At 66.7% G+C, this 12,516-nt stretch carries 8 protein-coding genes; 1 reads left to right on the top strand and 7 read right to left on the bottom strand.

Annotated elements, in window-relative coordinates; translation table 11 throughout:
* Positions 1–94 precede the first annotated feature (94 nt).
* The 7 genes from ACQY5G_RS12450 to ACQY5G_RS12420 all read right to left on the bottom strand — a co-directional run bounded on the left by ACQY5G_RS12450 (position 95) and on the right by ACQY5G_RS12420 (position 10,950).
* On the bottom strand, positions 95–2,359 hold the full coding sequence (locus ACQY5G_RS12450; RefSeq protein ID WP_428274432.1) for a DUF5916 domain-containing protein: 2,265 nt from the start codon (positions 2,357–2,359) through the stop codon (positions 95–97).
* A complete protein-coding gene (locus ACQY5G_RS12445; protein WP_428274430.1) occupies positions 2,353–4,596 on the bottom strand; it encodes a DUF5916 domain-containing protein in 2,244 nt (747 codons plus the stop codon). The genes ACQY5G_RS12450 and ACQY5G_RS12445 overlap by 7 nt, the downstream gene beginning before the upstream one ends.
* 80 nt (positions 4,597–4,676) lie before the next feature.
* Positions 4,677–7,001, bottom strand: coding sequence for a DUF5916 domain-containing protein (locus ACQY5G_RS12440; RefSeq protein WP_428274428.1), 2,325 nt, complete (start codon positions 6,999–7,001; stop codon positions 4,677–4,679).
* Positions 6,998–7,756, bottom strand: coding sequence for a class I SAM-dependent methyltransferase (locus tag ACQY5G_RS12435; RefSeq protein ID WP_428274426.1), 759 nt, complete (start codon positions 7,754–7,756; stop codon positions 6,998–7,000). The genes ACQY5G_RS12440 and ACQY5G_RS12435 overlap by 4 nt, the downstream gene beginning before the upstream one ends.
* Entirely contained in the window at positions 7,753–8,667 is a 915-nt protein-coding gene (locus ACQY5G_RS12430) for an ion transporter (RefSeq protein ID WP_428274424.1), read from the bottom strand. The genes ACQY5G_RS12435 and ACQY5G_RS12430 overlap by 4 nt, the downstream gene beginning before the upstream one ends.
* Positions 8,667–9,365, bottom strand: a complete 699-nt coding sequence (locus ACQY5G_RS12425) for a polyprenol monophosphomannose synthase (RefSeq protein WP_428278695.1) — start codon at positions 9,363–9,365, stop codon at positions 8,667–8,669. Before ACQY5G_RS12425 ends, ACQY5G_RS12430 begins: the two co-directional genes overlap by 1 nt.
* A 115-nt stretch (positions 9,366–9,480) precedes the next feature.
* Positions 9,481–10,950, bottom strand: coding sequence for an ATP-binding protein (locus ACQY5G_RS12420; RefSeq protein WP_428274422.1), 1,470 nt, complete (start codon positions 10,948–10,950; stop codon positions 9,481–9,483).
* 388 nt (positions 10,951–11,338) lie between these two features.
* On the opposite strand from ACQY5G_RS12420, the gene ACQY5G_RS12415 reads away from it, so the two are divergent.
* Positions 11,339–12,109: a hypothetical protein gene (locus ACQY5G_RS12415; protein ID WP_428274420.1), complete on the top strand. Its 771-nt coding sequence runs from the start codon at positions 11,339–11,341 to the stop codon at positions 12,107–12,109.
* The last annotated feature ends 407 nt before the right edge of the window (positions 12,110–12,516 follow it).

The following is a 12,516-nucleotide window of genomic DNA, read 5'->3' as shown; positions in this document are numbered from 1 at the left end:
GCGCATAAGATATATTATGTAAACTTAGATCCGGTACGGGTTGAGAACCGGGGGGCGAGTCAGAGGGTCGATCAGACGGCGAATCCGACCGCGATCAAAGGGTGAGGGTGTGGGAGTACTTCACCATCAACGCCCTGCCGGACGAGAACGGGAGCATGGGATCGCGGTTGTTCGCCCGGCCGTTCACGCGGTCCGTGTAGTAGCCCTCGTTGTAGACGACCCACAGGTCCACGCCCTCGCGGAAGTGATAGCGGAAGCGGGCGTTCACGAGCGCCTGGTCCGCCGCCGAGTTGTACTGGGCCAGCACGCTCAGCGAGAGGTGCGTGTCCAGCGAGAAGTCTACGCCCAGCTTTGCGAGGTGCGTGGTCAGGTAGTTTCCGCCCCGGAGTTCGAACCGGTTGAGGTCGTATCCGGGCCGGATCTCGACATGCCGGGAGACGTTCAGCGCCGGACTCATCCGAAGGCCCACCCTGCGGCCGTCGTAGAAGCTGCCGGCCGAGCCCCCGAGTTCCCCGCGCACCAGACCGCCGCGCGAAAGCCGCAGCGACATGTCGGCTTCGTGGAACCAGTATTCCCCGGGGTTGATCCGGAGGCTCGCGACGCTGAACGGGTCACGGATGCTCTCGAAGCTCGATCGCGAGGTGAGGGTCATGAAGGTGCCCGACTTCAGCGCGATCCGCAGCATGGGCGCGTAGCTGCGTGACTCCGGCGTGAGATCCGAGTTCCGGTAGTAGTGTTCCGTGGTGCCCCCGACCGTCACGGCACGCAATTGGGAATCCTCGCCGAGGAACCAGGAGTACTCGCTCGACCCGCCGAACAGGGTGAAGTCGTTCCGAAGCTGGAACCCGAGTCGCGGCAGGTAATCCGGCCCCACCCGCCGGTACTGCGCGCTGTAGTTCAACCCCTCCTGCCGCCGTCGCTCGTACTGCGCGAAGAAGGTTCCCGCGTCGAGCGGGTTGCGCTCGGCGACGTCGTCGTCGAACGACTGGGCCCACCGCAGCGTCAGGTACTCGTCCCCGAACACGCGAACCTCGCTGTCCGCGCCGTAGGCCACGTTCGTCTTGCCGTACGCATCGACGCGCGTCGTGACGATCCCGCCGACGGAGGAGTTCTGATTGAAGATCTGCTGCTTGAGCCGCAGCACCCCCATGTTCTCGCCCGGCCGTCCCGCGCGCGGGGCCGTCTGCATGTTCAGCATCCCGAAATCGAGCCCGCCGGCCCGCCCCACCACGCGCGCCCCCCCGTAGATGCGGACGAGCTCGCCCTGGTCGAGCCCGATCCGGCGGCTGAAGAAGACCCGGTCCGTGACTCCGCCGGTGGCGAAGTCGAAGGTCGCCGAGCGTTCCTGGAAGAACTGCCGTTTCTCCGGGAAGAAGAGGGGGAACCGCGTGAGATTGATCTGCTGGTCGTCCGCCTCCACCTGGGCGAAGTCCGTATTGGCGGTGAGGTCGATCGACAGGTTCGACGACGGCGAATACCTGAAGTCTAGGCCGGGCTCCCCGGTGGGGTCGTCCGTCGTCGCCCAGTACGCCGCCTGCACGTCCGGCGGTTCGCGCAGGGTCGGGATCTGTTTCATGCCGCCAAGGAGGTACGGCGTCACGTACATCGGAGTCGCGCGATTCACGTCCGTCAGGGTGACCCGCTGCGCCAGCGATGGTTTGCCGAAGCCGAAGAACCCGTACTCGGGGGAGATGTCGGGATAGACGTGGCGCTCGTTTTTGCGCGAAATCGAGCGGTAGACGGAGAGTCCCATCGTCACTTCCCCGCCGGCGTTCTGGAACCCCAGCGTGGAGAACGGGATGCGCATCTCCGCGGACCACCCGTCGTTCGTCCGCTGGACGGCGGCATCCCAGTGCGCGTTCCAGTCGCTGTTGAAGGGTCGCGTGCCCGCGGTCCACTCGGCGTCGCCCCACACCGCGCGGTCGGACCGCGCGCCGTTGGGGTTCACCACGAAGGCCACCGCCGTCTCGTGGTCGTTGTAGCTGTCGATCACAACCGAGAACTGGTCGTCGCCGCTGAACCCGTCCCGGATGAAGCTGTTCGCCCGGATCCCGCCGAGGTCGGAATCGAACAGCCGCCCCGAGACGTACAGGTATCCGTCATCGTAGGCGATCCGGATCTCCGTCTCTTCGGTCAGGGTTCCGCCGTATGTGGGCGAGTACATCACGAGCGGCACGGGATCGATGTCCGCCCACGCCGGCTCGTCGACGAAGCCGTCGAGCTGGATGTGGCCGCCGCCCACGAGGCGATGGAGGGGCACGGAGGGCTTCCCTCGCCCGCCGTCCTGCGCCGCCGCAACCCCGGGCGCCACCGCCGCGAGCGTCGCGCACAGCCAAAGGGTCGCGCGCAGCTTCACCATATGAAGGTGTGCGAGTACTTGATCATGATGTTTCGTCCCGCCGACCACGGCAGCCTCGGATCGAATCCCCGGTCCCGTTCGAAGTTGAACCCTTCATTATACACAATCCAGAGGTCCGTGCCCTCCCTGAAGTGGTAACGGAAGCGCGCGTTGATGCTCGTCCGGTCGTCGAGATTGTTGTACTGCGCGAAGGCGCTGAACGAGAGGTGCGTATTCAGGGCGAAGTTCAGCCGCAGCCGGCCCAGGTGCGTCGTCGTCGCCTCGCCCCTGTCGGGAAACTCGATCCGGTTCACCTCGTAGCCGCCGACGACCTCCAGGTAGCGGAAGACGGTCCAGGTGGGGTTGAAGATGAGACCCACGCGCCGCCCATCGTAGAAGCTTCCCGCCGTCGTCCTGATCTCGCCGCGCACGATCGTGCTGCGCGGCAGCATCCAGTCGATCCCGACTTCGTGAAACCGGTATTCGCCGGGCTGGACGGACACCGGGCCGACGGGGAACGGGGTACGTATGTCCTCGAACTGCACGTTCGAGTAGGCGGTGATGTTCGCCGTCGACTTGAAGTCGAGGGACACCGAGGGACGGATCGAACGGGATTCGACCGTGAGGTCGGCGTTGCGGTGATAGTTCTCGCCCGTCACGTGCAGCGTGATCGCGTTCAGCTTCGCATCGGTCCCTCTCATCCAGGTATGGGCCAACTGGCCGCCGTACAGCGTGAAGTTGTTCCGCAGCTGAAAACCGAGGCGCGGCAGGTAGTCCGGGCCGACGCGCCGATAGAAGAAGTTGTACCAGACCCCGCGGTCCGTCCGCCGCTCCCAGCGCGCCCGCACGAGGCTCGCGTCGAGCGCGTTGCGTTCCCTGACCACCTCGTCCTGCGTCTGCGCCCAGGTGACGGTGAGGTACTCGTCTCCGACCAGCCGCAGCTGCGAGTCCAGGCCGTACGCGACGTTGTTCCGGCCGTTGGAGCCGTAGCGGGTCGTGAGTATCCCCCCGACGAACGAATACGGGTTGAGGATCTGCTGCTTGAGGCGCATGACCCCCATGTTCTCGCCCGACCGGCCGGCGGCCGGCGCCGTCTGCATGGTGAGGACCCCGAAGTCCAAGCCGGCGAGGCGGCCGACGAGCCTCGCGCCCCCGTAGATGCGGACGAGTTCGCCTCGCTCGAGCCCGATGCGGCGACTGAAGAACACGCGGTCGGTGAACCCTCCGGTCCCGAAATCGAAGGTCGAGGAGCGTTCCTGGAAGAACTGCCGTTTCTCGGGGAAGAAGAGCGAGAACCGGGTGAGGTTCACCTGCTGGTCGTCGGCCTCGACCTGCGCGAAATCGGTGTTGACGGTGAGATCGATGGCGAGATTCGACGACGGGGAGTACTTGAGGTCGACGCCGGGCTCCGTCACGTGGTCCCGCTCGGTCCCCCAGAAGGAAGCGGCGTCGGACGGCTCCCTGAGGACCGGCGTCCGGCTGAGTCCCGCGAGCGTGTACGGGGTCACGTACACCGGTGTCGTGGGCCGGACCCCGCGCAGCGTCATCCGCTGGCCCTGCGACGGCTTGAGGAAACCTCCCTGCCCCCATTCGCGGCCGATGAACGGGAAGACGTGGCGCTCGTTCTTCCGGGCGATGAAGCGGTAGACGATGATCCCCATCGTCACTTCGTCCCCGTCCGCCTGGAATCCCAATGTGGAGAACGGGATCCGGTATTCCGCGGACCACCCCTCCTCGTTCCGCGAGGTGAGGACGTGCCAATGGGCGTTCCAGTCGACGTTGAACGGCATCACGTCGCCCGTGAAGTCGCCGTCGTTGGAGAGCGAGCGATCCTGGCGGATGCCGGCGGGCGTGGTCCCGAGCCACACCCCGGTCTCATAGTCGTTGTAGCTGTCGATCACGACGGAGAGGAGATCGTCGCCGCTGAACGCGTCCCGCAGGAAGGTGTTCGCGCGGATCCCGCCGGGGTTCGAGTCGTACATCCGTCCGGAGAGGTAGAGGAACTCGTCGTCGTGCGCGATCCGGACCTCCGTCCGCTCCGTCATCTCGCCGCCGTGGTCGGGGGCCCACATGAACATCGGGAGCGGCTCGATCGCGTCCCATGCCGGCTCGTCGACCACGCCGTCGATGTCGATCTCCCCGGTGAGCCGGGCGATGGGCACCGGAACGGGCGACCGGAGCGACGCCGCGTCGACCTCGTCGGAGCCTCCGGCCTGCGCGGAGAGCCCGGGCGCCGCGAGCAGACAGAACGGCACCATCCACGCGCACGAAGCCGCGAGTCGCTGACATCCAGGGCCGATGTGGGTCAACGGCGTGTACCCGGGGTCGGGAGTGGTATCTACCAACTAAAGGTGTGCGAGTACTTGATCATGACGTTCCGCCCGGCCGACCACGGCAGCCTCGGATCGAATCCCCGGTCGCGTTCGAAGTTCAGCCCCTCGTTGTACACGATCCAGAGATCCGTACCCTCCCTGAAGTGGTACCGGAAGCGGGCGTTGATGCTCGTCCGCTTGTCGAGGTTGTTGTACTGCGCGAACGTGCTCAGCGAGATGCTCCGATTCAGGGCGAAAGACAGCTTCACGCGGCCGAGTTGGGTCGTGGCGGCCTCTCCCCGGTCGGGGAACTCGATCCGGTTGATTTCATACCCGCCGCCGATCTCCAGGTACCGGGACGCGCTCCAGGTCGGGTTGAAGATCAGTCCGACACGCCGCCCGTCGTAGAAGCTCCCCACGCTCGCCCGGATATCCCCCCGGAAGATCGCGGCCCGGGGCAGCATCCAGTCGATGCCCGCCTCCTGGAACCAGTATTCGCCCGTCGGGATCGACAGGCCGGTGATGCGGAACGGGATCCGGATATCCTCGAACTGCGTGTTCGAATAGACGGCGATGCTCGAACCCGACTTGAAGGCGAATTCCACTTCCGGGCGGATCGATCGCGACTCCGGCGTGATGTCGGCGTTGCGGTAGTAGTTTTCGCCCAGCACCGCCAGCGTCACGGTGTTCAGCGAAGCGCTCGGCCCCTGAAGCCAGGTGTGGCCGACCTCGCCGCCGAAGAGCGTGAAGTCGTGGCGCAGCTGGAATCCGAGCCGCGGCGTGTAGTCGGGCCCGACCCTCCGGTAGTAGAGGTTGTACGACAGGCCGCGGTCCGTCCGCCGCTCCCAGCGGGCGCGGAACAGGCCCGCGTCGAGCGGATTCCGCTCGTTCACGGCCTCGTCGAAGGTCTGCGCCCACGTCAGCGTCACCCACTCGTTGCCGAGGGGACGGATCTGCGCATCCACGCCGTAGGCGACGTTGTCCTGCCCGTTCGCCCCGAGGCGGGTCGCCAGGATCCCGCCCACGAACGAATACGGATTGAGTACCTGCTGCTTCACCCGCATGACGCCCACGTTCTCGCCCGAACGGCCGCCGGCCGGAGCCGTCTGCATGTTCAGGAGGCCGTAGTCCAGCCCTCCGAGGCGGCCGACGACGCGGGCGCCCCCGTAGATCCGGACGAGTTCTCCGCCCTCGAGACCGACCCTGCGGCTGAAGAACACGCGGTCGGTGAAGCCGCCCGTTCCGAAATCGAACGTTGAGGACCGTTCCTGGAAGAACTGGCGCTTCTCCGGGAAGAAGAGTGAGAACCGGGTGAGGTTGATCTGCTGGTCGTCCGCCTCCACCTGAGCGAAGTCCGTGTTGACCGTCACGTCGATGGCCAGGTTGGATGAAGGCGAATACTTGAGATCGACCCCCGGTTCGGCGGTCCGGTCCCGCTCCGTGCCCCAGAAGGCGGCCGCGTCGGCGGGCTCCCGCAGCACCGGCGTCTGACTCAGGCCTCCCAGCACGTACGGCGTCACATGGACCGGCGACGTGGGGCGCACCTCCCGCAACGTCATCCGCTGCGTCTGCGAAGGCTTCATGAACGCCAGGCGGCCCCATTCCCGCCCGATCGGCGGGTACACCTGGCGCTCGTTCTTCCGGCTGATGTAGCGATAGATGGTAATGCCCATCGTCACTTCATCGCCCTGCGCCTGGAATCCAAGCGTGGAGAACGGAATGCGAAACTCGGCGAACCAGCCCTCGCCGTTTCGCGTCGTGATGACGTCCCAGTGCGCGTTCCAGTCCTGGTTGAACGGAGGGAGGTCGCCCGTGAACTCGGCGTCGTTGGAGACGGAGCGGTCGTAGCGGACGCCCGCGGGGTTGACGCCGAACCAGAGGGCCGTCTCGTAGTCGTTGTAGCTGTCGACCACGAACGACAACAGGTCGTCTCCGCTGTAGATGTCGCGGTAGAACGTGTTGACCCTGATCCCGTCCGGATTCGAGTCGTACATGCGTCCGGAGACGTAGAGGTACCGGTCATCGTGCGCGAGTCGAATCTCGGTTGGCTCGGTCTGCTCCCCGCCGTGGACGGGCGACATGATGAAGAGCGGGACCGGGTCGATCGTGTCCCACACGGGCTCGTTAACGACCCCGTCCACCTCGATCGTCTCGGAGATGCGGGTGATGGGTACCGGGGCGCGGGGCCGGAGCGCCTCCACGTCCACGGCCTCCGCGCCGCCGGCCTGGGCCGAGAGCCCCGGAACGGCGCACACCGCCGCCACGGCGCCGCCGAACACGGCCCGCGCGAGCCGGCCGGCGCGCCCCGCCCGTCCGCACGGCATGCGCGGGGACCATGTGCGATGCCTCATCGATCCCGCCGCGTGAGGAGGAAGAACCACTGCGGCCCGCAGCGCAGGATCCAGCGGCGCAGCCGGCCGGGAAGCACGGAGAGCACCCGCCACACGGGCCGCCACCTTCCGCCGCCGCCTCCGTTCAGCACGGATCGAATCGCGTGTTCCGTCATGTCGGCGCTTCGCAGTTCCGGGACATCCATCGCACGCCGCAGCGAGCGGTACCCCAGGAAACGGATTCCCCGGTAGCTCTTCGCCCGCCCCGTCCAGCGAACGTAACGGTCGGCCAGTCCCCGAGGCAGCCAACTGAGAAAGGGCAGCCGATAGTGCGGCTCGAGGACGGCCCAGCGGCTGCCGGCGCTGACGTAGGCGGAGCCGCCGGGTTTGAGCACCCGGGACACCTCCGCGAACAGCCTTCGCGGCTCGGCGACGTGTTCGTAGAGGTGGTTCACGATGAGGAAGTCGAAGCACGCGTCGGAGGTCGGGAGCCGGGTCCCATCGGCCACACAGGTGCGGCCGCGTTCGATGACGACCCCGGGATCCACCTCGAAACCGATGATCGGCTGCCCGCTGAGCTTTTCGAGTTCGCGCTTGAGGAGGCCCGTGCCGCTCCCGACGTCGCCGATCGTCCCTCCCGCCCGAATCCTGTCGCCCACGATCGTGTTCAGGACGGCCGCCTTGCGGGCCCGGCTCTCCCTGTACTCACGGCTCGCCAGGAACCTCTCGTAGTAGTCGCGCTCGGCAAGGTCGGCCTGCGATGACGGGCTGGTCATTCGAGCAGTTCGGAACCGCAGTGCTTGCAGTGGGTGGCATCCTCGTCATGGCCCGGCGAGGCGCAACGCAGGCACAGCCGGTCCATGGCGGGACGGGCGGCGCGCACCTTCATTTCACGGCCCGTGATCTCGGCCGTCACGATTCCCGTCGGGACGGCGATCACGCCGTACCCCAGGATCATGAGGAGCGCGGCAAGCATTTGCCCCACCGTGGTCTGGGGCGTGATGTCGCCGAACCCCACCGTCGTCACGGTCACGATGGCCCAGTAGACGCCGCGGGGGATGCTGTCGAAGCCCGCCTCCGTCCCCTCGATCACGTACATCGCCGCGCCCACGAGCGTGACGACGACGAGCACGGCCACGATGAAGACGGCGATCTTGTAGGAGCTGGAGCGCAGAGCGTTGATCAGGAGCCGCTCGCCCCCCACGAACTGGGCGAGCTTCAGCACCCGGAACACCCGCAGCACCCGGAGCACGCGGATGACGGCGAGCGCCTGTCCGCCGGGGATCAGCAACCCCACGAAGTTGGGCAGGACGGCGAGGAGATCGACGATCCCGAAGAAGGAACGGGCGTATCCGCCGGCCCGTTCCGCGGAGATGAGGCGGAGCACGTACTCGATCGTGAACAGCGCCGTGAACACCCATTCGAGCGTCCACAGCGTGTCGTTCACGCGAACGTCGAAATTCTGCACGCTCTCCAGCATCACGACGACGACGCTGGCGAGGATGGCGCCGATGAGGACGACGTCGAAGAGCCGGCCGGCGGGGGTCAGATTGCCGAAGATGATGCGGTGGGCCTCGCACCTCCATCGCGGCCGCTGCGAGAAGACCGGGTGAGTCTCGTAGTCGATCGCCGGGCGCGGGGGGTCTCGCCGGGACGGGAAGTACGACATCGTCCGGTTCTTGGCCATCACAGCCTCCCGGTGAGGGACCGCAGGCGCAGCGCCCACACCCGCCACACCGCCTCACGCACGATCGCCCCCGACATCTTGCTCTGCCCGAGGCGGCGGTCGGTGAACACGATGGGGACTTCCCCGACGCGGAACCCCTTCTTCCATGCGCGGAAGTTCATTTCGATCTGGAAGGTGTACCCGGTCGACCCCACGCGATCCAGGTCGATCGTCTCCAACACGCGGCGTGCGAAGCACTTGAAGCCGCTCGTGGAATCGGCGAGCCGCAGTCCCGTGGCGATGCGCGCGTACTTGTTCGCGTAATAGCTGAGGAGCAGGCGCGACATGGGCCAGTTGATGACGTTCACCCCGGCAGTATAGCGGGATCCGACGACGACATCGAAGCGGCCGGCCGCGGCGATCATGTCGGAAATATAGCGCGCGTCGTGCGATCCGTCCGCGTCCATCTCGAAGATCCACTCGAAATCCCGATCGAGCGCCCAGCGGAACCCCGCGATGTACGCGGTCCCGAGCCCCTGCTTCCCTTCCCTGTGCAGCACGTTCACGCGCGGTTCCGTCGCGGCGAGCGAGTCGACGAGGGCGCCCGTCCCGTCGGGAGATGCATCGTCGACGACGAGCACCGAGAGCCGGCTGTCCTGCGCGAGAACGCTCTCGACGATACCGGCGATGGAATCGACCTCGTTGTACGTCGGCAGGATGACGAGGCCGCGCCCACCGCCTTCGGAAACCGAGGCGGCGGCGGGGTCGTCTTCGGAGTCCGGAGACGCCGTGAAAGAGGTGTCGGGGCTCACAAAGGCCAAAGGCCGATGGCGGTCATGGTGGAGTCGATTCTGATTCGAGTATTTCCCAGCGTCCCTTCTTGGTCGGTCCAACATGACGGATGCGGCCCGCCTCGCGGAGCTTGTCAAGATGGTACTTGACGCCCTCCGGCGTCATCCCGACATGGGTGGCCAGGGCGGCGCGGGTCAGCGTCGGATCGATTCGCAGCAGAGCAACGATGCGATCGCGGGTAGACCTCGAATCTGCCTCCACGCCGCTTTCTCGGGTAGCTTTGCCAATTTCTTGGGTAGTCTCCCCAATTTCTTGGGTAGTCTCGCCGATTTCTTGGGTAGTATCACGGCCTTCTTGGGTAGTCGTCGCGTTTCCGCGCGCTGCCGCGTCGGCGGCCTGGTAGGCCTCCGAGAACGGGAACCGCACCCACAGGCCATCCCCGCCCCCGTCGAGCCGCCACGTCGGCGTCGGGTTCCCGGCCTCGCGGCAGATGTCCACAATCCGCCGGATGCCGCGCCCCCACGCCTCGATCATTCCGGCCCTGAAGAAGGCGTAGGCTATACGCGGGTTGTGCGGTCGCGACGACATCTCGTCGGCCAGCAATTCCGCCGCCCATTCGGGTGTCAGGTGGGCCGCGTTCCAGATCGCGATCCGGTCGTCGCGAACCCGAATCTGGATCGTCGTCGGGCTCGCGTAGTCGCGGTGGATGACCGCGTTGATCACCGCCTCGCGCATCGCCTCGCGCGGCACGGGGAAGGTCTCGACCCGGTAGACGCCGTCATAGGAGACCAGGCCGCGCGCGTACTTCGTGTACAGCAGGTCCATCGTCTTGTCCACCTGCGTGAACAGGTCTCCCTCGACCTCGTCCTGGAACAGCAGTTCGGAGCCTCGGAAGTAGCCGATTTTCACATACGCGTCCGGCACGAGCCGCCGGGGCGACGGATGGAAGAGCAGCGCGGCGGCCCTCTTGAGGTGCTCCCCGTCCCGCAGGCTCAGGTTCTCGACAAGACGCTCGACGGGCTCGCCGAGAACCTCTGCCGGAAGCCGCCCGCTCCCCACGGCCCTGCGGCGGAACGCGTCGACCACGCGGTCGTCAAGGTCCTTCAGGCCGACGCCGGGCAGCGGCATGTCGTCCCACGTCTTCCCGTACCTCGCGAGCAGGAACCGGTTCAGTGCCGCACCCCTCAACACCTGCTTCGTGCTGCCGCTTCGGAAGTGGAACTCCCCCTTGTAGCTGATCGGGTTCGGATGCGGCTCGACCGCGATTTCAAGATACTCGCGGCCTGACTCAGACCTCAGGTTCACGTCCACCACGATGCCGAGCAGCGACTGCACCTTGCCGGGGATCTCTTCGAGCAGCCGGAGCACTCCCTCGACCCCGACCACCTCGCCGGAGTCATCCTTGCCGATCTCCAGGACGCCACCCTGTGCGTTCGCGAATCCGCAAATCCACTTCAGGTACTCGTCCCGCCAGGACCGCTTCCACTCGACGTTCTGGGTCTCAGGCGTCATGCGGTTCGCCTCCCAGTCCGTCATCGGGGATCGGCGGCCGAACCGCTCCGGTGAGAAGCTGCTGCATCATGCCCTGTTTGATCGCACGGGTCTTATCCAAGGGATCCTCCAGCCGCCGCCTGTCGAGCCATCGCGCCGCAGCGGCGGGATCGTCTTCGGAGTCCGGAGACGCCGTGAAAGAGGTGTCGGGGCTCATGGCGCCGGGAATTTATCGCCCCCGGTGCCGCTCCCGCATCCGTCAGGGGTTTACAGCGCCCCCGGCCGCCCGTTTCAACGGCCGGGCAGCCCGCACAGCGGTCGAGGCGGTGACTCGCCTCGGGGAGTTATCGTCTTGGTGGAAGATGCCGGACCGACCGGCGATCATGGCATGCCGGGAAGGAGGCAGGACATGGACGATCACGACAAGCGCGGAACGCCTGGCCGGAAAGCGGCGCCCGGTGTATGGCGGTCGGCGGTTGCGGCTGTTGCGGCGCTCGTGCTCGCGGCGGGATGCGACGGCGGCTCCCTGGAGGGGCCGGATCTGGCGGCGAGGACGGGACGGGACCTCACTGCCGACGAACTCGCCGGATTGGTGGCCGAGCACCTTGTGCCGGGCGACTTCGCCGAGCCGGCCGACGACAGGCTGGTCCTGGAGGCGCGTGGCGACCTGCTCTTCGCCCGGGGAGTCGTGAACGGCGACAGCCAAAGGGAGGCGGTCGCGCTCCTGAACGGATCGCCCGGCGTGCGGACGCTCGTGCTCACGTGGGTGCCCGGGTCCGCGGACGACGAGGTCAACCTGGCCCTGGGACGCATGCTGAGGCACGCCGGGATGACGACATACCTCCCCCGCGAGGCGATGACGGCCTCCGGCGGGACCGACCTCTTGCTCGCCGGAGCGAGGCGTATCGTCGAGTGTGGCGCACAGGTGGGGGTCCACAGTTGGGCCTCCGGCTCGGTGAACGGCGACGAACTCCCGCGCGACGATCCCCGGCACCGCACCTACCTGGACTACTATCGGGACATCGGCATCCCCGAGGCGTTCTACTGGTTCACGCTGGAAGCCGCCCGGCCCGACTCGATTCACTGGATGACCGAGGACGAAATGGAGCGCTACGGCGTCCACACGCATTTTCGCGGCCCCTGTGGCCAAGGGTCCGCGCGCCGAGCGGCGCTCCCGTAATGGAGGCCTCGGTGCGAGCGACGACTTCGGGCCGGACAGCGACGTCGGCGTTCTCGTCCGCTTCAAGCCGGGACGGACGCCGGGGTTGTTCGTAGCCGCCGGGATCAGACGTGAACTCGCCGACATGCCGACAGCGCGATGACGCGCTGCGTGTGGCTTGGCCGATTTCTTGGGTAGTCTCGCCGGGTTGTTGGGTAGTATCACGCCTTCTTGGGTAGTCGTCCGTGTAGCATCCTGAGTTTCCTGGGTAGTGGACGCCGACTTCTGGGTAGTGGCCGCCGACTTCTGGGTAGTCTTCTGGGTAGTGGCGCTGCTTTTCTGGGTAGTATCGGGGGGAGCGTTCCCCGCCGCGCTCCCCCGCGCTGCGGAGCCGGCTCTACGACTCGACGAAGACCAGTGGCAGCCGG

The sequence above is a fragment of the Candidatus Palauibacter sp. genome (assembly GCF_965261555.1).
Classification (GTDB): domain Bacteria; phylum Gemmatimonadota; class Gemmatimonadetes; order Palauibacterales; family Palauibacteraceae; genus Palauibacter.
Note: the sequence above shows the minus strand (reverse complement) of the source record. Positions and strands in the feature narration are given on the sequence as shown.